The organism is Allosphingosinicella deserti, assembly GCF_003012735.1.
Lineage (GTDB): Bacteria > Pseudomonadota > Alphaproteobacteria > Sphingomonadales > Sphingomonadaceae > Allosphingosinicella > Allosphingosinicella deserti.
Genome location: NZ_PXYI01000008.1, coordinates 47,362 through 70,831 on the forward strand (window position 1 = coordinate 47,362; position 23,470 = coordinate 70,831).

A 23,470-nucleotide genomic window follows, 5' to 3' on the forward strand; every position below is an offset into this window, starting at 1 on the left:
CTGTCCGCCTACGCACGCTCTCCCTCGTGCAGGGCGCACGCTGATGGACCGGCTGGATCAGGATCAGATCTTCGTCGCCCTCACCCGGCCGCAGATGTTCGCCGGCGTCACCTACAGCTTTTTCGTGGTCAATGCGGTGCTGGCGACGGAATTGTTCCTGGTGTTCCGTTCGATCTGGGTGCTGCTAGCAGCCCTGATCATCCACGGTATCGGCGCGGTCCTGTGCGTGCGCGAGCCGCGTTTCTTCGATCTGTGGCTGGCCAAGGTTCGCCATTGTCCGCGCGTGCGCAACCATCGGCTGTGGCAATGCAACTCGTACCGCCCCTGACCCGCGATCCCAAGGTGATCGCCCGCGAGCAGCCGGTCGGCCGCCATCTGCCTTATGCGCGGCACGTCGACGATCACACTATCGAGACTCGCGACGGGCTGTTGCTCCAGGTGATCTACCTGCGCGGCCTGCTGTTCGAGACCGCCGACACCGACGAGATCAATTATCGCAAGCGCCTGCGCGACGCGATGCTGCAGGCGGTGGGATCGTCCCGCTTCGCCCTCTATCACCATATCGTCCGCCGCCGAGTCCAGGCGGAGCTGCCGGCGGAGCATGGGGACCGCTTCTCGCGCAAGCTCGACGAAGCCTGGGCGGCGCGCCTCGCGGCCAAGCAGCTCTACGTCAATGATCTCTATCTGACGCTGGTGCGGCGGCCGCTTCAGGGCAGGATCGGCATTCTCGATCGAATCCGCGGCGTGCTCGGCCGCGCCGCCGAGCAGCCGGGCACCTCCACCGGCTACGAATTGCGCCAGCTCAACGCTGCCCGCGACGCGCTCATCGCCGCGCTCGGCAATTACCAGCCGCGCCTGCTCGGCGTGCGCGATAGCATCGCCGGGATTTGCTCGGAACCGCTCGAATTCCTGTCGACCCTGCTCAATGCCGAGAGCCGGCCGGTGCTGCTGCCCAACCAGGATCTCGGCGAGTATCTGCCCTACCGGCGGATCAGCTTCGGCCAGGAGACGGTCGAGCTCGGCCGCACCGGCACCACGCCGCGTGCCTTCCAAGGCATCGTCTCGATCAAGGATTATCCGGGCCAGACCCAGGCCGGGATGCTCGACGATCTGCTGCGGCTGCCGTTCGAACTCACCATTTCGCAATCGTTCGGCTTCGTCGACCGCCAGGCCGCGCTTTCGGGCATGAACCTGGCGCTTCGCCGGATGCGCTCGGCGGAGGACGAGGCGGTGAGCCTGCGCGCCGATCTGTCGCGCGCCAAGGACGATGTCGCCGCCGGCCGTGCCGCCTTCGGCGAGCACCATCTCAGCATCGCGGTCCATGCCGACACACCGGAGGCCGTCGACGACGGCGTCGCCGAGATCCTCGCCGCATTGGGCGATCTCGGGATCATCGCGGTACGCGAGGAAATCGCGCTGGAGCCTGCTTTCTGGGCGCAATTCCCGGGCAATTTCAAATATATCGCGCGCAAGGGGCTGGTTTCGACCGCCAATTTCGCGGGCCTCGCCAGCGGCCACAATTTCCCGATCGGCCGTTCGTCCGACAATCATTGGGGCGACGCGGTGACGCTGCTCGAGACGACCGCGGCGGGTCCCTATTTCTTCAACTTCCACCAGGGCGATCTCGGGAACTTCACGGTCATCGGCCCATCCGGATCGGGCAAGACGGTGGTGCTCAACTTCCTGCTCGCCCAGGCGCGCAAGTTCCGACCGCGGATCATCTTCTTCGACAAGGATCGCGGCGCGGAATTGTTCATCCGCGCGATCGGCGGCCGCTATGATCTGCTGCGCCCCGGCACGCCGTCCGGACTCAATCCGCTGCAGATCGACGACAGCCATGCCAACCGCCAGTTCCTGATCGGCTGGCTGGCGGTGCTCGCCGGCGGCGCCGACGTCGACGAAATGGCGCAGATCAAGGACGCGGTCGACGCCAATTTCGCGCAGCCGGCCGCGCATCGCCGCCTGCGCAACATCGCCGAACTGTTTCGCGGCGGCCATCGCGCCCATTCCGCCGATTTGTGGGCACGGCTGCGGCCCTGGTGGGGCGACGGCGAGCGCGCCTGGCTGTTCGACAATGTCCAGGATCTCACCGATTTGACGGCCGACTCGGTCGGCTTCGACATGACCCAGATCCTCGACGATCCCGCGGTGCGCACGCCGGCGATGATGTATCTGTTCCACCGCGTCGAGGAGCGGCTCGATGGGTCGCCGGCGATCATCGTCGTCGACGAGGGCTGGAAGGCGCTCGACGACGAGGTGTTCGTCCGCCGGATCAAGGATTGGGAAAAGACGATCCGCAAGCGGAACGGCATCGTCGGCTTCGCCACCCAAAGCGCCCAGGATGCGCTCGAAAGCCGGATCGCAAGCGCAATCATCGAGCAGGCAGCGACCCAGATCTTCATGGCCAATCCCAAGGCGCGGGCCTCCGACTATGTCGAGGGGTTCGGGCTGACGCCGCACGAATATGAGATCGTCCGATCGATGCCGGACGATGCCCATTGCTTCCTCGTCAAGCACGGCACCGACAGCGTCGTCGTCCGCCTTAACCTGTCCGGCGAACGGGATCTGCTGACCATCCTGTCCGGCCGCGAGCGCACGGTGCGCCTGCTCGACGACATCCGCGCCGAAGCCGGCGACGATCCCGAAGCCTGGATCCCCAGGCTGCTGGAGCGCGTCTGATGGCCTGCCCGACTTTCTCCCCGGACGGGCTGTTCCTCAGCAATCTGCTGTCGACGATCGATTGCTACGCCCAGTCCCTGGGCGCCGGCGGGTACCAGGCGCTGGCCGCCCCCGGCTCCGGTGTGGCGCTGGCGCTGACCGGCGTGATGACCCTGTTCGTGGCGCTGTTCGGCTATCGCCTTCTGCTCGGCCAGGCGCCGAGCGCGCGCGAGGGGCTCGTCGGACTGGCCAAGATCTGTGTCGTGCTCGCGCTCGCGACGAGCTGGCCGGCCTTTCGTACCCTGGCCTATGACGTGGCCTTTCGCGGGCCCGCTCAGCTCGCGGCGGCGATCGGCGGATCGGCCGGTCTCCCCGGAGTCGAGGGCGGGCTGGTCGCGCGTCTCCAGGGCGTCGACGACATGATCAACGAGCTCACCGTGATCGGCACCGGGCGTCCGCCGCAGACAGACATCCTGGTCCAGCCGACGGGCACGCTGACGCCGGCGCAGCAGCAGCAGGAATTGCAGCGGCTGCAGGGACTGCAGGACCGGCCGCGCTGGGATCCGGCACAGGATGCCAAACGGGTGGCGCAGGGGCGGACCTTGTTCCTGACCGGGGTCATCGCCGCGTTCGCGTCGGTGCGGCTGCTCGCCGGGCTGTTGCTGGCGCTCGGACCGCTGTTCGCGCTGTTCCTGCTGTTCGATCACACCCGCGGCCTCTTCGAGGGCTGGGTGCGTGGGCTCGCCGGCGCGGCGCTCGGCGCGCTCGGAACGGCGATCGTGCTCGCCGTCCAGCTCGCCCTCATGGAATCCTGGCTCGCCAACATCGTTACCTTGCGCCGCGCGAACATCCCGACGCCGAGCGTTCCGGTCGAGCTGCTCGTCATGACCCTGGTGTTCGTTCTCGTTCTGCTCGGCACGTTGGTGGCAGCGGCGAAGGTCGCGCGCGGCTTCCGCATGCCCGATGCCTGGCGGATCGCGCCCGGACGCTGGGTGGAGAGCCTGTTGGCAGCGCAGGCCGGCGGGCGCCAGCCGGCGTTCGCGCAGGGCGCGGCGACGCGCGAAGCGACCGACGACCGCTCGCGCGCCATGGCAATCGCCGACGCGGTTCAATCGGCGCAGCGGCGCGAGATGGGCGCGCCTCGTCCGCCCGCCGCGCAGCTCGGCACCCAGGGCATGGCAGCGGCAATGCGCCGCGACACGGATCAAACGCAGCCGTCGGCAGCATCGATGCCGCTCGATCGGGGCGAGCGGCGGCGGACGCGCGGGCGCGTCTCGGCCGGCGCGGGCAGGCGGGACAGGACGAAATGAACAAGATTTCTCGCGAGAATCTCGAAGCCTATTACAAGGATGCCGAGGGCTGGTCGCACGATCGCATCGAAGAGCTTCGCAAATCGCGCAAGGCGGCATGGATCGTCGGCGGCATCGCCGTGGCGGTGGCGCTGCTGGAGGCGCTTGCCCTCGTCATGCTGACGCCACTCAAGACCGTGGTGCCCTATACGTTGCTGGTCGATCGCCAGACCGGCTATGTCCAGGCGCTCGATCCGCTCAACCCGGCCAAGGTTTCCGGCGATACCGCGCTCACGCAGAGCTTCCTCGTTCAATATGTAACGGCGCGCGAGGGCTTCGACATCGCTTCGGTCCAGGCGAGCTATCGCAAGACCGCCTTGTGGTCGGCCGAGAAGGCACGCGCCGAGTATGTCGCGCTGATGCAGGGCACCAATCCGAACAGCCCGCTCGTTATCTATCCGCGCAGCACGGTGATCGAAACTCAGGTGAAGAGCGTCTCGCCGCTGGCGAAGAATGTCGCGATGGTGCGCTTCGACACGATCCGCCGCGATGCCGGCGGGCGCGCGGTTCCGCTCGGATCCTGGGCGGCGGTGATGCGCTATCGCTTCACGCCCCACGCGATGTCGGCGGAGGACCGCTTCATCAATCCGCTCGGCTTCCAGGTCGTCCGCTATCGGCGCGACGCCGAAGCATTGCCGCCGCCGGAACCGGCTGCGCAGGCCCCCGCGGGCGGTCAGGCCGCCGCAGGCGGCGTCGCACCCGGGCAGGCGCGTCCGGCACCGCCAGCGGCCGCTGCGCCGCTCGCCCCGGTGCCGAGGCCAGCGCCGCCGGTACGCACGCAGCCCGAGGTCGAGTTGTGATCGGGCGGCACCTCCTGCCGGCAGTGCTGCTCGTTGCAGCGGCGCCGCTTCCGGCGCAGGTGCGGCCGGTGCCGGGGGCGGGCGATCCGCGGCTCCAGGTCGTCGATTACAAGGAAGGCGAGGTGGTCCTGCTCGAGCTCGCACCAGGCTACCAGATGATGGTCGAGCTCGGCCCCGACGAGCAGATCGAAAATGTCGCCGTCGGCGACAGCGCGGCATTCCAAGTCACCGCGAACCGCCGCGGCGACCGCTTGTTCGTGAAGGCGCTGCAGAGCGATGTCTCGACCAATTTGACCGTGGTGACCAGCGCCCGGCTCTACGCCATGGAGCTGGCGCCGCTGTCTGATCCCGCCCAGCCGATGGCCTATGTCGTGCGCTTCCGCCTCGACGAGGCGCTGCAGGGGGACACGGCGTCGTCCGCCGTACAGAACGAAGGACGCTATCGCCTCAGCGGCGACCGCAGCGCGCGCCCGAGTGCGATCAGCGACGATGGCGCCCGCACTTACATTCAATGGCCGGCGGGTGGCGGGCTTCCGGCCGTCTATGCGGTCGGCGACGGCGGACGCGAGAGTCTCGCCGACGGCAGCATCCGCGAGGGCGTGTTCGTCATCGACAAGGTCATGCCGCGGCTCGTATTTCGTGCCGGCCGCAAGAGCGCCGCCGCGGAACGCGTGGCGATGGAGGATCAGCACTGATGGCCGCTTCAGGCGATCTCGATCCGCGCACCGCGCCGCCCGCGCCCGGTGAGGACATCCGGCCCGTGGTGGCGCTGCCGCGATCGGGGCCTCCTACCTGGGTGTTCGTGTCGCTGGCGGCGATCGCAGCCTTGATCCTGTTTCTGGTGCTCGATGCGCGGCGCCGGACGCCCCCGGCGGAGGAAGCTACGGGCCCGCGGACGGCGCAGATCGCGACGCCTCCGCCTCTCTACGTCCCGGTCCAGCCGGCACCCCCGCCGGTCGCGATCGTACCTCAGGCAGCCCCGCCGATCCCGGCACCGGCGCCGCGCTTCGTGCCGACCCGGCCGGCGCAGCCGCAGGTCGTCTACGTTCCGCAGCCGGCGCCGCCCCAACCCGCGCCACCGCCGCCGCCGCCGCAACGGGTAGACGGCGGCGCGGCGCTGGTCATCGATACCACCGCCGGTGCCGCTGGGCCGGTGGCGGCCGATGCCGCCGCCGGTCCGGCCGGCGGGGCCGCCACATCGGCCGACGCGGCCGGCGGAGCGACGCTCGGCGCTCGCGTGCGGGCCGGCATGTTCGCCAATCCGTCGGCGACCGTGCCCCAGGGAACCCTGATCCCGGCCGTTCTCGAAACGGCGTTCGATTCGACACGGCCGGGCTTCGCCCGCGCCATCGTCTCGCGCGACGTCCGCGGCTTCGACGGCACGCGGGTGCTGATCCCGCGGGGCAGCCGCCTCATCGGTCAATATCGGTCGGATGTCCAAGCCGGCCAGAAACGGGCCCTGGTCAATTGGGTGCGGCTCGTGCGCCCAGACGGGGTGACCATCGCGATCGGTTCGCCGGCCAGCGACACGCTCGGCCGCGGCGGCGTCAAGGCCAAGGTCAACAACCATTTCTTCGAACGCTTCGCCGGCGCGCTGCTGCAATCCTCCGTCGACATTGCGCTCGCGCTGGCGACTCGGAGCAGCAACAATTCGGTGATCGTCACGACAACCGGCGGCGGCGCCCAACTGGGTAATCTGATCCAGCCGGAGCCGGTGCGGCCGACCCTGAAGGTTCCGGCAGCGACCAGCATCAGCGTGTTCGTCGCCCGCGATCTCGATTTCACCGGCGTCGGCGCGCGGCGATGAAGCCCGCCGCGGCCGATGAAGCGCAGGGCGTCTACCTCCGCTCCTATCTGGAGCCGCTGAGCGCCATCCTCGGCCGCAACGACGTCACCGATGTGTACGTGAACCGTCCCGGCGAGGTCTGGGTGGAAACCACCGACGGCGCGATCGAACGCTTCGACGCGCCCGAGCTCGACGACACGATGTTGTGGCGGCTGGCGCGGCAGATCGCCGCCATGTCGCATCAAGGGATCAGCCGCGAATATCCCTTGCTTTCGGCGACTCTTCCGGATGGCGCCCGCATCCAGATCGTCGCCCCGCCGGCGACGCGCGGGCCGATGGCGCTGGCGATCCGCAAGCATCTCGAGACCGATCTCAGTCTGGCCGACTATGTCGCGGCCGGTGCGCTCAGCGACGTCAGCGTGCAGACCGGGCTCCACGCCGGCGCCGGCGACGAGGCGCTGCGCGAGCAGCTGCGCAGCGGGGACATTGCCGGAATGCTTGCGGCGGCTGTGCGGGCTCGAAAGAACATCCTGATTTCGGGCGGCACCTCCACCGGCAAGACGACCTTCCTCAACGCATTGATTCGCGAGATCCCGATCGAGGAGCGGTTGATCTTCATCGAGGATACGCCGGAGCTCCAGCTTCGCCATTCCAATGCGATCGGCCTGGTCGCGTCGCGCAGTCGGTTGGGAGAGGGGGAGGTATCGACCAACGATCTCGTCGCGGCTTCCCTGCGGATGCGCCCCGACCGGATCATCCTGGGCGAGTTGCGGGGAGAGGAGGCCTATTCCTTCCTGCGTGCCGTCAACACCGGCCATCCTGGATCGATGACCACCGTTCATGCCGACAGCGCCGAACGCTCGGTGGAGCAGATCACCCTTCTGGTGCTGCAGGCCGGCACTCGCCTTGGACGCGATGACGTTCACTTCTACGTCAAGCGGACGATCGACGTCTTCGTCCAGCTGAGTCGCTCTGGCGGCCGCAGGCACGTTGCCCAAGTGGTGCTCAACGATCAGCAGGATTGAGCGGCCGCCGCCGAAAGCGGCGGGGTCATCCGCGTGCGCAGGATTGCGTCAGCCGTCAGGCGGCCGCGGCTAGGATGGTGCGAAGCTCGGCTTCCTCCAGACGCTCGACGATGGCGGCGACGATCACCGCCGGGATGGAGCGCCCGCGCGCGACCATTGCCATCACGTCCTTGAGATCCGCGTCGGAAATCGATTTTGCCGGCTGGTGAGTCATGACCTTGGATTAAGGCTTTTGCGAGCGATCCGCAATTAAGTGGAACCACGGAAGCCCGCCCCCGGGGACGGTTCGAGCGTTTCTCTCAAACCGTCTCCTGAATCGCGTAATCATCAACAAAAGCCGGTACTTGTCGCCAGCCGAGCGAGAGGTTTCTTTAACGATAATGACGAACCTCTTCGCAATCTTCCCCGGATAATCACGAACGTCGAGGGAGCCCCTTTTCGGCTCCCGCCAGGGGTTTTATGAACAAGATCGTTCTTGGCGCCGCGGCGCCGCTCTTTATCGCCCTCGGCACCAGTGCGGTGGCCGCGCCGGCGCCGCAGTGGCGAGTCACCGAAGCAAGCGGCAACGTCCGTGTGGTCGAGAACGGCCGCGCGCGTGCGGTGACGAGGGGCGCACTGCTCGCGAGCGGGTCGACGATCGCCACGGGCGCCGGTGCCCGCGCGGTCATCGTTCGCGGCCAGGAATTCGTCGTAATCTCGCAAAGCAGCCAGTTGCGCGTGCCGGTCGTCGCCGAAAGCCGCGGCGGCCTGATGCAGATGATCGCCGATTACGGCACCGCCTTGTTCAGGATCGAGAAAAAGAGCAGCCCGCATTTCGGCGTGCAGACCCCCTATCTCGCGGCGGTGGTGAAAGGGACCACCTTCACCGTCAATGTCGGTCCGCAGGGTGGCACCGTTCAGGTGACCGAAGGCGCGGTCGAGGTGTCGACGCTCGATGGGGGCGCGGCCGAGCTGATCCGTCCAGGCAACATCGCCAGTGTCGGCGCAGGCGACCTTCTCCAGCTCTCCATCCAAGGCGACGTCAGCAAGGTGATCCGCTCCGACAATCCAGCCGGTACCGTCACCTCCTCACTGGGCGCGAAGCTCGGTGCCAGCGCGCCGGCGGCCGCGGAAACCGCGCCGTCGGAAGAGCCTTCCGCAGCAGCACAGCCCGGCCCGGAGGCAGAGCCGGCGGTCATCGAGAGCCCGATCGCCGAGAGTCCGCAATCCTTGTCGGATCTCACCGGCGGCCTCATCGACGGGCCTTCGCCCGCGGAGATCGTTTTCGCGGAACTCAGCAAGCCGCTCGCAACGTTGGCCGGCGCGGGGAACGGCAACACGCCTCCGCCCGGTGGCGGCGAGATGACGCCTCCGACCGGCGGCGGAAATGATCAAAGCGGCGGAACGGCGCCCCCCCCGGCGGGTGGCGGCAGCGATCAGGGCGGCGAGACGACGACGCCCCCGGCCGGTGGCGGCAGCGATCAGGGCGGCGGGACGATGACGCCCCCGGCGGGTGGCGGCAGCGATCAGGGCGGCGGGACGACGACGCCCCCGGCGGGTGGCGGCAGCGATCAGGGCGGCGGGACGACGACGCCCCCGACCGGTGGCGGCAGCGACCAGGGCGGCGGGACGACGACGCCCCCGGCGGGTGGCGGCAGCGATCAGGGCGGCGGGACGACGACGCCCCCGGCGGGTGGCGGCAGCGACCAGGGCGGCGGCACGACGACGCCCCCGGCGGGTGGAAACGGCGGCAGTTCCGACGGCGGCAGCGGCTCGAACGCCGGTGGCAACGGCAACGGCGGCAGTTCCGACAGCGGCAGCGGCTCGAGCGCCGGCGGCAATGGCAATGGCAATACCGGCAACGGCAACGGCGGCAATTCCGATAGCGGCAAGCCGGACGCCGGAAAGCCTGATACTGGCAAGCCCGACACAGGTAAGCCCGACAACGATAAGCCGGACACGGGGAAGCCTGACGCCGGCAAGCCTGACGCGGATAAGCCCGACAAGGATAAGCCTGACACGGGAAAACCTGACGCCGGCAAGCCCGACACGGATAAGCCGGACACGGGGAAGCCTGACGCCGGCAAGCCTGACGCGGATAAGCCCGACAAGGATAAGCCTGACACGGGAAAACCTGACGCCGGCAAGCCCGACACGGATAAGCCCGACAAGGATAAGCCGGACACGGGAAAGCCTGACGGCGGCAAGCCTGACGCCGGAAAGCCGGACACGGACAAGCCCGACGCGGGTAAACCTGACGCAGGCAAGCCGGAGACGGATAAGCCTGACGCCGGCAAGCCGGACACGGACAAGCCCGACGCGGATAAACCTGACGCCGGCAAGCCGGAGACGGATAAGCCCGACGCAGGCAAGCCGGATACAGGCAAGCCTGACCCGGATAAGCCCGCGACCGGCAATTCCGACGCAGGCAGGCCCGACGGCGGTAAACCCGATGCGGGTGCACCCGAATCCCCGGGTCCGAAGGACGGCGGCAAAGGTGGTGAGTCAGAAGGGCGCGGCAAGGCCGGAGAGCGGATCGAGCATCTCATCGCGGATACGGACGCTGCCGCGGCCGAGCGCGCCGACGTGCGCACGGATCGTCTGAGCGGTCTGCAGCGCGCCGACTGATCGGGCCTTATCAATGTCTCGCTTCGCAAGCCTCGCTCAGCGCATCGACAGCCTTCCACGGCGGCTGACAGTCGCGGCAGTGGCGCTGATCGGGTTCGGGATGCTCTTCACCGGTCTCGGAACCGGTTTCGAGCAAGGTCTGCAGGATCTGCGCTTCGGCTTGCGTTCGCGGCCGGCGAGCGGAGAGATCGTCGTCGTCGAGATCGACGCCCGCAGCCTCAAGCAGATTGCCCGCTGGCCCTGGCCGCGCAGCGTCCATGCGAAGCTCGTCGACCGGCTCCGCGAGGCCGGCGCGCGGTCGATCGCCTTCGACGTCGATTTCTCCTCGCCGACCGAGCCCAAGGAGGATGGGGCGCTCGCCGCGGCGCTTGACCGCGCCGGCGGCGGCGTGATCATTCCTACCTTCCGGCAGGCTGCCGGCAGCGGCGCCACTGGTTTCGTCGACAATCTGCCGATCAAGTTGCTTGCCGATCGCGCCTTCCTCGGAGCGGTCAATGTGCAGCCCGACAGCGACGGGACCGTCCGCCGGATGCCACTCGGCGTCGAAACCGCGGACACGCCGCGTCCGTCGCTTCCCAGCCTCACGGCAGGCGTGACGGCCGATATCCGCCAGGACTTTCCGGTAGATTATGCGATCGAGCCCGACACGATCCCGCGGTTCAGCGTCATCGATGTCGTCGACGGGAAGGTTCCGGCGGCGGCGCTCGCGAACAAACGGGTGATGATCGGCGCGACCGCGATCGAGATCTGGGACCGCTACACGACGCCGCGCTACGGCGTGTTGCCCGGCGTGGTGATCCAGGCGATCGCCGCCGAATCTCTGCTGGGTGCCCGGATTCCGCACGAATATAATGGCCTGGCGCCGCTGATCCTCGCGCTGGTCCTGGTGGCGGCACTCAGCCGCGGCCGGCGGCCGAGACACCTTGCTATGCTGCTTGCCGCAACCTGCCTCCTCGTCGCTGCGCCATTTGCCTCCGAGCAGAGATTCGCGGCCACGTTCCCGATCGTCCCCGCCCTGGCTGTGTTGATGTGCGGAATCGGCCTCGTGCTCGCCGCGTTTGGCGCCGACCGCGCGCGCCGGCGCGAGCGGCATGATCCGGCAACCGGGCTGCCGAACCTCGCCGCACTCGAAGCCGTCCTGACGAGCCGCCCCGATGCCCACGTCGTCGTCGCCCACATCGAACATTTCACCGTGCTCGCGTCCGGGCTGGGCGCGGACGCCGTCGGGCAGCTGGTGTTGCGTGTGTCGGAACGGCTGCGCCGCAGCTGCGCCCAGGGAATTGTCTATCGCGCCGACAGTGCGACCCTGGCCTGGATCGAGCGGGCCGAGGACGAATCCAGCCTCGACGGCCGCCTGGAAGAGACCGCCGCCCTGATGCGCGCGCCGCTCGCCCTCGATCGTCCCGTCGACGTCTCGCTCACCTTCGGTCTTGCGGCGGGCGGCGGCGACCGCCGCAGTCCACGCGCGCTGGTCGCCGATGCCGAGCTTGCCGCGCTGAACGCGGCGCGTCGGGGCGGTCGCTGGCAGAAGTTCACCGAAGCGGACGGCCAGGAAGCGAATTGGCAGCTCTCGCTGCTCGCAGAACTCGATTTGGCGATGGCAAGCGGCGACCTCTGGAACGCCTACCAGCCCAAGCTCGACATCGCGAGCGGGCGGATCATCGGTGTCGAGGCGCTGGTGCGCTGGAATCACCGCGAGCGCGGGCCGATCGGACCGGATCGCTTCATTCCTGTTATCGAAGCAAACGGCCGGGCTGCCGATCTGACGATCCATGTTCTCCGTCAGGCGCTCGAGGATGCGCGCAGCTGGGGAGACAATGGCTATCCGATCGGCGTCGCCGTCAATGTCTCGGCGACCCTGCTCGCCGATCACGGTTTCATCGAGACCGTGCGAGCGACGCTCGGCGATGGCGTCACGCGGCCGGATCGGTTGACGATCGAAGTCACCGAAAGCGCCGCGATGGTCGATCCGGAGCGCGCCGTGGCCGCACTCGAGAGCTGGCGTGCGCTCGGCGTCAACATTTCCATCGACGATTACGGCACCGGCCAGTCTTCGCTCGGTTATCTCCAGCGGCTTCCGGCGACGGAGCTCAAGATCGACAAGAGCTTCGTCCAGACGATCGCCGGCGATCGTCGCAACGCGATCATGGTGCGGTCGACCATCGCGATGGCGCACGAACTCGGCATGAAGGTGGTCGCGGAAGGGATCGAGGATGCAGAATGCCTGCGGCTGCTCGGCGAGATGCACTGCGATACCGCCCAGGGCTTCTATATCTCTCGTCCGCTTTCAGCAGATGCGCTCTCCGCCTTGCTCGACAACAGGATGAAGGCGGCGGCCTGATCATTGCTAGCGCCGCGTTCAGGCGGGAATGGGTGCGCAATATTGCTCGATGAAGTCCTGGTGGGTGGGCATGCGCTGCACCGCCGCCGCGATTTTGGATTTGAGGTCGGCGAGTGATTGCTGCATCCGCTCCGGCGGCATCAATCGGCTCACCTGGTGGTTGCCGAGCGGTTCGAGCCGCTGCCCGAGCATCACCTGGACCCAAGAATCGACCCGGAACAGATCGTCGCTGGCCTGATAGGCGAAACCCGCTTCGCGGAAGAGGCCGATGCGGTCGGCGAGCGTCGCCGGCACGTCCATGTCGCGGCACTGGCGCCAGAAAGCCGAATCGTCCCGCTCGGTGAGCTTGTAATGGAGGATGATGAAGTCGCGGATTCGTTCGAGCTCGTTCTGCGCCTGGTCGTTGAAACGGCGCACCACCGGCTCGCTGATGCCCGAAAATGGAAACATCTGCATCAGCCGAGTCACCGCGATCATGATCAGGTGGATCGAGGTCGATTCCAGCGGTTCGACGAACCCGCTGGCGAGCCCGAGCGCGACACAATTCTTCTCCCACGTCTTACGGCGGCGCCCGGTGCGGTAACGGATCACTCGCGGCTCGGTCAGCGCATCGCCCTCTAGTTTCGCCATCAGCAGCGCTTGGGCCGCGTCGTCGTCCATGTGAGCGCTCGAATAGACGAGGCCGTTACCGACGCGGTGCTGGAGCGGGATTCGCCATTGCCAGCCCGCCTCGTGCGCAATCGCCCGCGTATAGGGAAGCGCCGGGCCAACCGAGCCCGTCTGCACCGCCAATGCGCTGTCGGTGGCGAGCCATTGGCCCCAATCCTCGTAGCCGGCCTTGAGCGTTTGCTCGATCAGCAGACCGCGAAAGCCGGTGCAGTCGATGAACAGATCGCCCTCGATCCGCGCGCCCGATTCCAGCACCAGGGCGCGAATGAAGCCGCTCTCCGGATCCTGTTCGACCTGTCCGATCTTGCCTTCGACGCGGGAGACGCCCTGGCGCTCGCTGCGCTCGCGCAGGTAGCGGCCGTACAAGGTCGCATCCAGATGATAGGCATAGTTGATCGCCGCATCCGGGCCGGTCGCGAACTTGCCGGCTTCGGCGGCCTGAAGCTCAAAGCAATAGTCGCCGAGGCCGCCGGCGATCCTGCGCGCCCGCGCCTCGAGCCAGAAATGGTGGAAGTCGGCGATCCAGGTGGAGGTGCCGATCTGGCCGAATGAGTGGAGGTAGCGATCGCCGAGCCGCGCCCAATCCTCGAAGGCTATGCCCAGCTTGAACGTCGCCTGGGTGGCTCGCATGAACTCGCGTTCGTCGAGGCCGAGCAGGGCGTTGAAGCTGCGGGCCGTCGGGATCGTCGATTCGCCGACTCCGACAGTGCCGATCTCGTCGGATTCGACGAGGGTGATGTCGAGCAGCCGGCCCAGCTGGCGCGAGAGCGCTGCGGCTGCGATCCAACCGGCGGTACCGCCGCCGGCGATGACCACTTTCCTCACCTCTTGCCCGTCCACGCTTGCGATCCTCTCGTCTTCAGCGGTTGAGCCGGTTGAGCAGCAAAGCGCGCAACCGGCGCGCCTTGAGATCGTCCATCGGGGCCAGATTGCCGCGGGCATGTTCGGGCAGATGCGCGGCCGGTCGATCGGCCGGGCCGAACACATAATAATCGAACAGGGCTTTCCATGCCTTCTTCTCCGGTGCCGGCCGATCGCGGAGGCTCAGCAAAGCATGGAGGAGCGTGTTCTGCGGCGTGTCCATGAAGGCGGGCGATGTGTTCCACCAATAATTGACCAGCACGTTGAAGCCTTCGAGTGCTTCGACATGATGCCACCACAAAGCGGGATAGAAGAGCACGTCGCCGGGCTCGAGCTCGGCAATTTCGCCGGCCGCAAGCGCTTCTGCAAAACGCGGATGGCGAACCGGATCGGGATTGTCGAAATCGACCATGCTGACGACCTGGCCGCCCGGCGTCGGCTCCAGCGGGCCCGGATAGAGATTGTCGATCTGCTCCGGCGGAAACAGGGTGAAGCGTCGGCGCCCGACTACGCAGCAGGCGAGATTGTTGGACATGTCGTAGTGGGCCGACGCAATCGTCCGGTTGCCGATCCAGATGCTCGCAAGCGGTGGATTGCGCTGGAACATGTCGTGGTTGAGCGGCAGGTCGTTCTCGCCGCGGAAATCCGGAAGATAGAGATCGAGGTCGGTCGAGCCGATGTAGAAGGCGGGCGGCGCCGGATTATCGAGATGCTCTTCGATGCGGGCAAGCACCTCGCCAAGCGGCGCACGGCCCCCCTGGAAGTTGAGGCCGGTGACATCCTCGTTGTAGAAGAACCGGCCCTTGATCTCGGGCGCGCCGCTATAGGCGACGATCGGCCGCTGGCCCTGGAAGCGGCGCAGATAGGCGATTGCGGCGCGCGGCGATTCCAGGCCGCGTCGGACCAGCGGCCATTGGCCTGCCACGCCTTTCAGGATCGCCGGCTGCTGCTCGGTCATGAGACGATCATAAGGGATCGAGTCCGGCGCGATACCGGTCAGCACCCGGGTCTTGCGCATCGTCTCCCTCATGCACCCGCACCCGCGACCGGACCGTCGGTTGCGCCCGAAAGCTTGCGGTTCTTGAGCTCGATCAGGCGCTGGACGTTGGCAAGCGAAGACAAGGCGAAGATCGCGGGTGCCAGAAAGCCGGCATGATGCAGGCTCTCGAGCGCAGCCCCGTCTAGCGATGACAGCCGCTCGGCCGAAACGGCATGATAATTGGGAAGGGTGTAGGTGCGTCCTTCCCCAAGCGCGATCTCGACCGCAACCGGCTGGACGAGCGCAAGCGCGTCATAGGCTGCGTACATCGGCCGCGAGAGTTCCAGGCCCTCGTAGATCGTGCGCAACACGTCCGTAATTTCGTTGAGATAGGGCGCATTGCCACCCTGTGGCAGGAACAGGGCATGACCCTCGGCGTCGCCGACGCGGGGATCGTCGAGATCGACGTGGATCATCGGCGCGGGGCGCCCGTCGGGATCGTTCGCGCGCTGCGAGAGGCTGATCGAGAAGGGGCCACGGCGCTGGATCGCAGGCACGCTGCGCGTGCGCCAGCCTTCGCTGCCAAGATACAGATTTTCCTGGCGATCGAGGCCGAGCAGGACGACGGCCTGAAGCTGGTCCTCCTCGTCGCGGCGGAAGAAGATGGCGAACTCGCGCTGCAATGCCTCGAATTCCGTCGGGAAGACCGGCAACTGGTTCACGGCATCACCAAAATCGGCGCCGAACCGCGGCGCCACCTTCAGCGCGGCATGATCGATATTGTTGAGAAGAACCTGTCTGGTCATGGCGCGCTGCTCAACCCTGTCCCCAACTCGGCCCTGCTCGGCTTCAGGCCGCCGCGACCGCGGCGATGATGGTCCATCGCCAGCGCGCGGGAAAGAGCTTAGCGGCTTCCCACGCCGATGGCGACGCGCGGTATCGGAAAGAGGAAAGGCCGCTGACACGCAGCGGCCTTCCCCCTCCCGTTCCGCTGCGATCAGAAGCGGAAGCGCGTACCGAGCAGAATGCGTGGCTTCTGCTCCTGCGCGAACCACAGTTGGTTCTCCGACCGGGCATAGGACCGGACCGGTTCGCTGAGGATGTTGATCGCTTCGAGCGAGACCGCGATATTCTCGGTCACGTCGTAGCTGATGTTCGCATCCAGGGTCCCGAACGGCGCGAAGAAGACCGGGTTCCTGTTGTTGCCGCGGTTCACCGCTGCCAGGAACTTGTCGCGCCAATTGTAGGCGACGCGGGCCGAGAGGCCGTTCTTCTCGAAGATGCCCGTGATGTTGAAGCTGTCGCTGAGGCCCGTGAGCGCGAACACGTTGGCGCTTGGATCGGCACCGCGATCGATCTTCACGTCGCCGAGCACCTTGGTGTACGACCCGGAGATACCAAAGCCGGTGTCCCCGAAGAAGTGCTGACCCTGGATTTCGAAGCCGTGAATGTTGCCGCGCCGGTTGTTGATCGGCGTCGCCACCGAGAAGGTGTAGAGCGGGTCGGCGGCATTGGCGACGACGTCGGTGCGGCGCAGAACCGTGTCGACGAAGGCCTGGTTGAGATTGCCGTTGACCAGGTTGGACTGGAACTGGGTGGAAGCCGTTCCGATGTTGCCGCCGTTCTCGATCAGCAGCGCCGTCATCGTGAACAGGTTCACGTCGCTGATTGTAAGGCCGAGCCGATCCAGCTCCTGCCGGGCGATGCCCGAACGGGTTCCGGCGGCACCGGAACTCGGGTCACGCAGTTCGAACAGGGGCCGATCGACCTGGCCTACGCCGACGAAATTCTTCACCCGCTTGGCGAAGAAGCCCGCCGAAATGTAGCTTGTGCGGCCGAAATACCATTCGAGCGAGATGTCGAAATTGTCCGAGACCAGCGGCCGCAAGTTCGGGTTGCCGGTGTTGCCGGTTGGTACGCCGCCAAGCGCCGTCGGCCGATTGGGGCCATTGGCCTGCTCGGAGGCGAACAGATTGCCGTAATCCGGCCGCGCAAGCGTCTTCGAATAGGAGACGCGGGCAACGACATTATCCATCGGCTCGATCTGGAAGTCGACCGCAGGCAGGAGGTTGTTGTACTCGCCCTCGCCCGAACGGGTGACCAGCGTGTCGTCGACCAGGCGGAGGATGCGGGTGAAATCGTTATCCGACGCCCAGTTGATGCTGTCCGGCTCATTGAACTCGGCGAACGAATCCACCTTGGTGTTCTCCCAACGAACACCGGCGACGAGGCCCGCTCGCTTCCCGGCGAGATCGCCCTTCCAGCTGAACTGGGCGTAGGCCGACCAGATCTTTTCGCGAACCCGGTCGAAATCGCTGCCGGTGACGCTAATGGGGTTGTTCGAATAGCCCTGGGCGAACGCCTCGTAGAGATCGACGGCGTTGCCGCGGAACGCGATGTCGGCGGAAGTCGGGCTGTAATGGTCGAACTTGCAGCTCAGACAGTAGGTCTCGATCAAGTCGCCGGCGAACTGGGCGACGTCGCCGACATTGCCGATTCCCCAGTCGCCCAATTGCTGCTGCGTTTGGGTTCGCTGGCTGGTCATCTTCGAGTCGATATAGGTCGTGCCGACATCGAAGCGGCTCTCACCGTCGAGCTCCCAGCTCAGGTCGGCGCGGAACTGGTTGATGCGATGGCTCTGGCGCGAGGCGTTGGTGCGCTGCACCTGGGTCCCGAGATCGCCAATGTCGAGCACGCCGTTCGCATTGCCGCGCCGATTGATCGCGCCGGTTGCCTGATCGACGTCGACGACCCGGTCGTTGAAAACGTAATTCTGAAGCGGGATGGATCCGTTATAGTCCACCGAGTGGGAGTCGATCACCGGAGCACCGAAGCTGACCAGGGTCGAGCTTGCGCCATTCCGAGCGTCGGGCGTGCTCTTCGACTTCGAGTGGTTGGCGTCGAGGTTCAGGGTGAACCCGTCGGCGATCTCCCAATTCGCGTTGAGACCATAGGATTCGAGCTGGGTCTTGGTCGCACGATATTGCTGCTCGAAGCCCATGTCCTTGACGGTGTAGAGCGAGCCTTCCTGGATCAGCGTGGCGGTCTTGACCACAGGATCGTCGTCGAACGTCACCGCGTCGAACGGCCGGTTGAACCAGTTGGTCTGATCGGCGCGCTCTTCCGAAATCTTGTTCTGGGCGAACAAGGCGTCGGCAGTGAACGTGAGCGTCTCCATCGGCCTGAATTGCAGCGTACCGGAGGCATTGATGCGCTCGCGCTCCGACTCCGAATAATGGTAGCGGCTGTCGTTCGGGATCGCGACCAGCTGGTTGGGATCGGTCGGCCCGTTGGTGATCACGGTCGTCGGTCCACGGCCCGGCATCGACGAGAAGGGCGCGATGTTCCAGTCGTTGGAGGTGGCGCTCGCCGCTGCGCTCTCGCGCTTCTGATAGGCGCCGAACAGCGACACGCCGAAGCGATCCTCGGCGTCCGACCAGCTGACCACGCCCGACACTTCCGGCGTGATCTTGAAGCCGTCGCCGCTGGTGTCATAAAGCGCCTTGGCCCCGATGCTTCCGCGCAGGCCCTCGGCTCTGCCGTCCAGCGGGCGCTGGGTGACGACGTTGATCGCAGCGCCGATGCCGCCCGAGGGGATGGCGGCACGGCCGGTCTTGTAGACTTCCAGCCGGCTGACGCCTTCCGAAGCAAGGTTCGAGAAGTCGAACGAACGGCCTGTGGCACGTGCAAAGTCGACATTCTGGTCGCCGCCGACGGCGTTCACGTCCGAGGTCGCGATCTGGCGGCCGTTCACCGTGACGAGGTTGAAGGTCGGGCCGAAGCCGCGGACGGTGACCTGCGACCCTTCGCCATTGCGGCGGTCGATCGAGACGCCGGGGATGCGCTGGAGGCTTTCCGCCAGGTTGGTGTCCGGGAACTTGCCGATGTCTTCGGCCGAGATCGCGTCCACGACGCCGTTCGACTCCCGCTTGATGTCCATCGCCGCCTCGAGGCTGGCGCGGATGCCGGTGACCACGATTTCTTCGTCGTCCGCCGGCGTCGGGGTGACGGCGTTGGTTTCCGCCGGCGTGGGTTCGCCGGTCGCGGTGGTGGCGGTGGTCCCCTCCTGCGCCCAGGCCGGCGCGGTGAACATGCCGGCGGAGAGGGTGGAGACGCCGAGCAGCAACGATGCGCGCAGCAGCGTGCCCGAGCGTGTTTCGGACGCGGTTCGACTAGTAAGGCTGTTCATGGCTTCCTCCCCTATTGTCTCAGGCTCTACGGGCCAGTTGTGCACATTGGCCGACCAGTTCTTTGGCCGTCCTAGTAACTCCGATTTCGTTAGCGCTAACACGAGCATCCTGACCGATCAAGGCGGACGGTCATGTGCATGTGCGAAAAACAAGCTGCCATTTATCCGACATATTCAAATGGCTAACGGGTACAGCAACTTGCGAGATTGCCGGGGCCAGAGACGATCGCCAGACTCATGATAGTTGTGACAGCTGTGCAACACAGAAGCGGAAGTTTGCACCTGCTGTAACCGTTCTCGGGAGAACGATGCTGCGATGCAGCAAGCGTTCCCTGGCGCGATGCTGGTTACGGATCCTGCTTTTCGCGCCTTCGCGGCCATTGCGGGCGTCTTGTTTCCGCCCCAGATAGGGCGAATGCGGATCCTCGACGTAGACGAACTCAGCCCCACCGAAGCGGCCGAGCGCACGCCTCATTTGGTCGATGGCGAGCGGGTTTATGCCGGGTTCGCATCGGCAACCGGGCTCATTTTGTTCACCGAGTTGCGGATCCTGCTCGTCCAGCGGGAACATCTGCTGCAGGAGAAGATCGAGACCGCCTCCTATCCGTGGCGGCAGTTGCGACACTTCGCGATCACCGACGCCAGCGAGGGCAGCCGCAGCGTGTTGCGGATCTGGCTCGCCGACGAACAGCAGCCACTTCATCTCCGAGCCAATCCGGGGACCGATCTCGCCGCATTACAGCGGCTGCTCGCCGCCAGGCTCGCCTGATCTGCGCATCCGTTACGCTTTCGCGACGATGAATGAGACGTAGTTTCAGGTTCATGGAGCGTGGGTTACCTTCCAATCGTTCTGAAGGGTGTGTTCCAGGTCCCGACGGGACGGATGACAGGAGAGAGTGATGCGTATTCTCGTATTTGCCGCGCTCGCGGCCGCCACAGTGCTTCCCGCCACCGGTGCTTCGGCCCAGAATTGGGGTGGTCGCGGCTCTTACGGCTACGGTCGCGGTTCGGAAGTGCGTCAGGAGCAGCGCGAATGCCGCCGCGAGCTGCGCCGGGCCGACAGCCGTCGCGAATATCGACGTGAGTTGCGCGAATGCCGTCGTGAGATCCGCGAGGCTCGCCGTGATGACCGCCGCGACTATCGCCGCGGCGATCGGTACGATCGGCGTTACCGGGCGGATTATCGCGACTACCGGGATTATCGCCGCTACTGATTGACCGCCATTCGCCCCAAAGCCCCGTTCGATGTCTGGTAAGGCGCGAACGGGGCAAATGGCCCCAGCACGAACGAAGCCCTGATCGGCGCTCCACCTTCCGCTGATCGGCGCGGCTGCTTCGAGCGGGCCTCGCCTGCCGGTTCTCTTTGCCATCTTCGAGCGTCCCGGCTTGCCGTCCATCAACGACACAAACGCTGTCGGGCCAGCGACCATCTGTGCTACGAGGCGTGCAAGGCTCCCGGGAGAAATCTCGCACGGAGCCAATGCTTTGACCGGGGCATGGGGCGCCCGGCATGGGCATGGATTGGGGGTCGGATGTGCGCAGGGTGGTCAGGCTCGACCTGCCGAAGCGGCTGTCGCACCTGTTGCCGGAGTGGCTGACGCAGCTGCTCGCAGCAATTGCGATCACCGGGTTTTTCGTCGGTCTGCGGCTGATGGCCGTCCCGCTGATCGGTCCCCAGGCGCCATTCGCTTTGGCATTCCTGTCCACGGTGCTCGCCACTCTCGTCGCCGGATGGCGGAGCGGCGCGGCATCGCTCGTGCTCGGCATGGCGCTGATCTGGTATTTCGTGCTGCCGCATCGTCAGAGCTTCGCGGTCGCAGATACGGCGACTGCGATGACGCTCGCGATCGTCCTGTTCGCCCAGATCGTCATTCTCGTTGCTCTTGCTCTTTACCAGCGCGAGGTGCGGCTCGGCGAATATGATCGCCAGCGGCGGATCAATTTCCTCGGCCATGCGCTCCGCGAGATGGACCACCGCACGAAGAACAATTTCCAGATCGTGACCAGCCTCCTCGCACTGCAAGCAAATCGCTCCGGCAATTCCGAGGTGAAGGCCGCCCTCACGGAAGCCACCGAGCGCCTGAAGGCGGTCGCAGCCGTTTACGATGCGCTTGCGCCAAGCAGCCAGGGTCTGGCGACCGTGCGTTTGCAGGATCAGATGGAGGAGATCTGCCGTCAGATCAGGCGCGGCATTCTTCCGGAGGGGATTTCGCTCGAAGTGGAGATCGAGCCGATGCTGGTGCCGCATGAGACGGCGGTCTCGATCGGCATCATCGTGAACGAACTCGTCACCAATGCCTGCAAGCACGCCTTCGATGAAAGCGGCGGAACGATTTGGGTGCGTGCGACCCGGGAAGGCGACAACGCTCGGATCGAAGTCGCGGACGATGGCAACGGCTACACTCCGGTGGCACAGGGCCGCAAGGGGCTCGGCACGAAGCTGGTCGCCGCGTTCGTTCAGCGGGTCGGCGGCAGCGCGGACGTCCGCTCGACGCCCGGCGGCGGGACGAGCCATACCATCTCCTTGCCGCTGCACGGCGAATGACGGCCCCCCACAGCGCCGGCATCATCCTCTACCGGATGCAGGGCAAGACGCTTGAAGTGCTTCTCGCCCACCCCGGCGGCCCGTTCTGGCGGCACCGCGATCACGGTGCCTGGATGATCCCTAAGGGTGGTGTCGAGAAAGGCGAGGATGCTGCCGCTTGCGCCATCCGCGAGTTCGAGGAAGAGCTCGGAACCCGTCCTCAGGGAACGCCGCGCTTCCTGTGCCGGATTCGTCAGACGGGCGGCAAGGTGGTCGATGCCTTCGCGCTCGAGGGCGATCTCGATGCCGCTTCGATCGTCAGCAACGATTTCACCATGGAATATCCGCCGAAGAGCGGCGAATTCCGTGCGTTCCCGGAAATCGACGCGGCGGCCTGGTATGGGCTCGAGGAAGCGCGCGCCAGAATCCTGCCGAGTCAATCGCCGATCCTGGACGCGCTCGAGGCCGATCTCGGCGGGCTCTAGAGCTTGGCTACAGCGCTGACTTCGCTCAATCGTTGAACAGGTCCGCGTGCTGCCGCGGCTGGCAGCGAAGATATTGCTTGGCCGCTTTCACCCGAGCCCCCAGCGCCGCGGCAGCGTGCCAGGGCCAGCGCGGATCGTAGAGGATCGTGCGGGCAAGGGCGATTGCGTCCGCGTCGCCCGTCGAGACGATCGCCTCGGCCTGTTCGAAGCCGGTAATCAGGCCCACGGCGATGACGGGAATGCCGACCTGCTCCTTCACCTTACGGGCCAGCGGCACCTGGTAGCTCGGCCCGACCGGGATCTGCTGGGCGGGATGCAGGCCGCCGCTCGATACGTGGATCGCATCGCACCCGCGGGCTTCGAGTGCCTTGGCAAAGGCGGTCGTGCTCTCGATGTCCCAGCCGCCATCGACCCAATCGGTGGCCGAGACACGCATGCTCACCGGCTTGTGCGCCGGAAAGGCGGCACGGACGGCGTCGAACACTTCCAGCGGAAAGCGCATCCGATTCTCCAGGCTGCCGCCATATTCGTCCTCGCGCCGGTTTGAGAGCGGGGAGAGGAATTCGTGCATCAGATAGCCGTGCGCGCCGTGCAGCTGGATGGCATCGATGCCGAGCCGATCGGCCCTGACCGCCGCCGCGACGAATGCGTCGCGGAGCCGGACGAGATCGTCGCGGCCAAGTTCGGTGGGCGGGTTTTCGCCGTTCTCGAACGCAAGCGGGGAGGGCGCCTCGGTCTGCCAGCCGGTCGGCTCGTCCGGGCGGATCTGGGCGCCGCCTTCCCACGGTACCCGCGTCGAAGCCTTGCGGCCGGCATGGGCGAGCTGGATCCCGATCGGCATGTCGGAATAGCGTCGGACGCCGGCGAGCACGCGGGCGAGCGCGGCCTCGTTGTCGTCCGACCACAGGCCGAGATCGTCGGGGGAGATCCTTCCCTCCGGAGTGACCGCCGTCGCCTCGATCATCAGCAATGAAGCGCCCGAGAGCGAGAGAGTGCCGAGGTGGATCAGGTGCCAGTCGGTCGCATTGCCGCTCCCGTCGGCGGAATATTGGCACATCGGTGCGATGACGATGCGGTTGGAAAGGGAAAGCGCGCCGACATCGAGGGGCGTGAAGAGCTTGCTGGCCATGGTCTGTCCTGTGGTTGGGCGAATGCCCGTCGAGCGCTGAAGATGGGTCGGGGCCCGTCCGTTTCCAG

At 66.3% G+C, this 23,470-nt stretch carries 19 protein-coding genes; 13 read left to right on the forward strand and 6 right to left on the reverse strand.

Translation table 11 applies throughout. The features are described from left to right. The first annotated feature begins 43 nt into the window (after nucleotides 1–43). Genes C7I55_RS21145 through virB11 form a run of 7 tightly spaced genes read left to right on the forward strand, consistent with a single transcriptional unit; the run spans nucleotide 44 to nucleotide 7,618 of the window. Complete coding sequence (locus C7I55_RS21145; RefSeq protein ID WP_106515025.1) at nucleotides 44–328, forward strand: type IV secretion system protein VirB3; 285 nt, start codon at nucleotides 44–46, stop codon at nucleotides 326–328. Then, the gene (locus C7I55_RS21150) at nucleotides 307–2,679 is read left to right on the forward strand and encodes a VirB4 family type IV secretion/conjugal transfer ATPase (protein WP_106515026.1); all 2,373 of its coding nucleotides are present in this window, start codon (nucleotides 307–309) and stop codon (nucleotides 2,677–2,679) included. Before C7I55_RS21145 ends, C7I55_RS21150 begins: the two co-directional genes overlap by 22 nt. After that, a complete protein-coding gene (locus C7I55_RS21155) occupies nucleotides 2,679–3,968 on the forward strand; it encodes a type IV secretion system protein (protein WP_106515027.1) in 1,290 nt (429 codons plus the stop codon). The genes C7I55_RS21150 and C7I55_RS21155 overlap by 1 nt, the downstream gene beginning before the upstream one ends. Next, on the forward strand, nucleotides 3,965–4,807 hold the full coding sequence (locus C7I55_RS21160; protein ID WP_106515028.1) for a virB8 family protein: 843 nt from the start codon (nucleotides 3,965–3,967) through the stop codon (nucleotides 4,805–4,807). The genes C7I55_RS21155 and C7I55_RS21160 overlap by 4 nt, the downstream gene beginning before the upstream one ends. Then, nucleotides 4,804–5,502 carry a TrbG/VirB9 family P-type conjugative transfer protein gene (locus tag C7I55_RS28275; protein WP_158266523.1) on the forward strand — a complete coding sequence of 233 codons (699 nt, stop codon included), beginning with the start codon at nucleotides 4,804–4,806 and terminating at the stop codon, nucleotides 5,500–5,502. The genes C7I55_RS21160 and C7I55_RS28275 overlap by 4 nt, the downstream gene beginning before the upstream one ends. Next, nucleotides 5,502–6,614 (forward strand): TrbI/VirB10 family protein, encoded by a 1,113-nt coding sequence (locus C7I55_RS29290; RefSeq protein WP_269845229.1) that lies wholly within the window; start codon nucleotides 5,502–5,504, stop codon nucleotides 6,612–6,614. The genes C7I55_RS28275 and C7I55_RS29290 overlap by 1 nt, the downstream gene beginning before the upstream one ends. Next, complete coding sequence (virB11, locus tag C7I55_RS21175; protein ID WP_106515029.1) at nucleotides 6,611–7,618, forward strand: P-type DNA transfer ATPase VirB11; 1,008 nt, start codon at nucleotides 6,611–6,613, stop codon at nucleotides 7,616–7,618. Before C7I55_RS29290 ends, virB11 begins: the two co-directional genes overlap by 4 nt. A gap of 55 nt (nucleotides 7,619–7,673) precedes the next feature. Here the strand turns inward: virB11 and C7I55_RS28280 are convergent, their stop codons facing one another. Next, entirely contained in the window at nucleotides 7,674–7,832 is a 159-nt protein-coding gene (locus C7I55_RS28280; protein ID WP_158266524.1) for a hypothetical protein, read from the reverse strand. A gap of 245 nt (nucleotides 7,833–8,077) precedes the next feature. Here C7I55_RS28280 and C7I55_RS29295 point away from each other — a divergent pair, with 245 nt between their 5' ends. Both C7I55_RS29295 and C7I55_RS21185 read left to right on the forward strand, forming a co-directional pair. Continuing rightward, nucleotides 8,078–10,225: a FecR domain-containing protein gene (locus tag C7I55_RS29295; protein WP_106515030.1), complete on the forward strand. Its 2,148-nt coding sequence runs from the start codon at nucleotides 8,078–8,080 to the stop codon at nucleotides 10,223–10,225. A 13-nt stretch (nucleotides 10,226–10,238) separates the two neighbouring features. Continuing rightward, nucleotides 10,239–12,566 carry a putative bifunctional diguanylate cyclase/phosphodiesterase gene (locus C7I55_RS21185; protein WP_106515031.1) on the forward strand — a complete coding sequence of 776 codons (2,328 nt, stop codon included), beginning with the start codon at nucleotides 10,239–10,241 and terminating at the stop codon, nucleotides 12,564–12,566. Nucleotides 12,567–12,584: 18 nt separating this feature from the next. Here the strand turns inward: C7I55_RS21185 and C7I55_RS21190 are convergent, their stop codons facing one another. The 4 genes from C7I55_RS21190 to C7I55_RS21205 all read right to left on the reverse strand — a co-directional run bounded on the left by C7I55_RS21190 (nucleotide 12,585) and on the right by C7I55_RS21205 (nucleotide 19,264). Continuing rightward, nucleotides 12,585–14,075: a tryptophan halogenase family protein gene (locus C7I55_RS21190; RefSeq protein WP_106515032.1), complete on the reverse strand. Its 1,491-nt coding sequence runs from the start codon at nucleotides 14,073–14,075 to the stop codon at nucleotides 12,585–12,587. Nucleotides 14,076–14,094: 19 nt separating this feature from the next. After that, complete coding sequence (locus C7I55_RS21195) at nucleotides 14,095–15,114, reverse strand: cupin-like domain-containing protein (protein ID WP_233222339.1); 1,020 nt, start codon at nucleotides 15,112–15,114, stop codon at nucleotides 14,095–14,097. 8 nt (nucleotides 15,115–15,122) lie between these two features. Further along, nucleotides 15,123–15,881, reverse strand: coding sequence for a SapC family protein (locus C7I55_RS21200; protein ID WP_106515034.1), 759 nt, complete (start codon nucleotides 15,879–15,881; stop codon nucleotides 15,123–15,125). A gap of 191 nt (nucleotides 15,882–16,072) precedes the next feature. Then, nucleotides 16,073–19,264, reverse strand: a complete 3,192-nt coding sequence (locus tag C7I55_RS21205) for a TonB-dependent receptor (RefSeq protein WP_106515035.1) — start codon at nucleotides 19,262–19,264, stop codon at nucleotides 16,073–16,075. 415 nt (nucleotides 19,265–19,679) lie between these two features. Between C7I55_RS21205 and C7I55_RS21210 the strand changes: the two genes are divergently transcribed. The 4 genes from C7I55_RS21210 to C7I55_RS21225 all read left to right on the forward strand — a co-directional run bounded on the left by C7I55_RS21210 (nucleotide 19,680) and on the right by C7I55_RS21225 (nucleotide 22,273). Beyond that, the gene (locus C7I55_RS21210; RefSeq protein WP_158266525.1) at nucleotides 19,680–20,033 is read left to right on the forward strand and encodes a PH domain-containing protein; all 354 of its coding nucleotides are present in this window, start codon (nucleotides 19,680–19,682) and stop codon (nucleotides 20,031–20,033) included. A 130-nt stretch (nucleotides 20,034–20,163) separates the two neighbouring features. Continuing rightward, a complete protein-coding gene (locus tag C7I55_RS21215) occupies nucleotides 20,164–20,478 on the forward strand; it encodes a hypothetical protein (RefSeq protein WP_106515037.1) in 315 nt (104 codons plus the stop codon). A gap of 296 nt (nucleotides 20,479–20,774) precedes the next feature. Beyond that, on the forward strand, nucleotides 20,775–21,809 hold the full coding sequence (locus C7I55_RS21220) for a sensor histidine kinase (protein WP_106515038.1): 1,035 nt from the start codon (nucleotides 20,775–20,777) through the stop codon (nucleotides 21,807–21,809). Further along, nucleotides 21,806–22,273, forward strand: a complete 468-nt coding sequence (locus tag C7I55_RS21225; RefSeq protein ID WP_106515039.1) for an NUDIX domain-containing protein — start codon at nucleotides 21,806–21,808, stop codon at nucleotides 22,271–22,273. Before C7I55_RS21220 ends, C7I55_RS21225 begins: the two co-directional genes overlap by 4 nt. 25 nt (nucleotides 22,274–22,298) lie before the next feature. On the opposite strand, the gene C7I55_RS21230 is transcribed toward C7I55_RS21225, so the two are convergent. Further along, entirely contained in the window at nucleotides 22,299–23,402 is a 1,104-nt protein-coding gene (locus tag C7I55_RS21230; protein WP_106515040.1) for an NADH:flavin oxidoreductase/NADH oxidase, read from the reverse strand. Nucleotides 23,403–23,470: the final 68 nt, after the last annotated feature.

Coding starts and splice junctions, on each gene's coding strand:
- C7I55_RS21145 (WP_106515025.1), top strand. CDS start 44: ATGGACCGGCTGGATCAGGATCAGATCTTCGTCGCCCTCACCCGGCCG.
- C7I55_RS21150 (WP_106515026.1), top strand. CDS start 307: ATGCAACTCGTACCGCCCCTGACCCGCGATCCCAAGGTGATCGCCCGC.
- C7I55_RS21155 (WP_106515027.1), top strand. CDS start 2,679: ATGGCCTGCCCGACTTTCTCCCCGGACGGGCTGTTCCTCAGCAATCTG.
- C7I55_RS21160 (WP_106515028.1), top strand. CDS start 3,965: ATGAACAAGATTTCTCGCGAGAATCTCGAAGCCTATTACAAGGATGCC.
- C7I55_RS29290 (WP_269845229.1), top strand. CDS start 5,502: ATGGCCGCTTCAGGCGATCTCGATCCGCGCACCGCGCCGCCCGCGCCC.
- virB11 (WP_106515029.1), top strand. CDS start 6,611: ATGAAGCCCGCCGCGGCCGATGAAGCGCAGGGCGTCTACCTCCGCTCC.
- C7I55_RS28280 (WP_158266524.1), bottom strand. CDS start 7,832: ATGACTCACCAGCCGGCAAAATCGATTTCCGACGCGGATCTCAAGGAC.
- C7I55_RS29295 (WP_106515030.1), top strand. CDS start 8,078: ATGAACAAGATCGTTCTTGGCGCCGCGGCGCCGCTCTTTATCGCCCTC.
- C7I55_RS21185 (WP_106515031.1), top strand. CDS start 10,239: ATGTCTCGCTTCGCAAGCCTCGCTCAGCGCATCGACAGCCTTCCACGG.
- C7I55_RS21195 (WP_233222339.1), bottom strand. CDS start 15,114: ATGCGCAAGACCCGGGTGCTGACCGGTATCGCGCCGGACTCGATCCCT.
- C7I55_RS21200 (WP_106515034.1), bottom strand. CDS start 15,881: ATGACCAGACAGGTTCTTCTCAACAATATCGATCATGCCGCGCTGAAG.
- C7I55_RS21205 (WP_106515035.1), bottom strand. CDS start 19,264: ATGAACAGCCTTACTAGTCGAACCGCGTCCGAAACACGCTCGGGCACG.
- C7I55_RS21210 (WP_158266525.1), top strand. CDS start 19,680: ATGCGGATCCTCGACGTAGACGAACTCAGCCCCACCGAAGCGGCCGAG.
- C7I55_RS21215 (WP_106515037.1), top strand. CDS start 20,164: ATGCGTATTCTCGTATTTGCCGCGCTCGCGGCCGCCACAGTGCTTCCC.
- C7I55_RS21220 (WP_106515038.1), top strand. CDS start 20,775: ATGGGCATGGATTGGGGGTCGGATGTGCGCAGGGTGGTCAGGCTCGAC.
- C7I55_RS21225 (WP_106515039.1), top strand. CDS start 21,806: ATGACGGCCCCCCACAGCGCCGGCATCATCCTCTACCGGATGCAGGGC.
- C7I55_RS21230 (WP_106515040.1), bottom strand. CDS start 23,402: ATGGCCAGCAAGCTCTTCACGCCCCTCGATGTCGGCGCGCTTTCCCTT.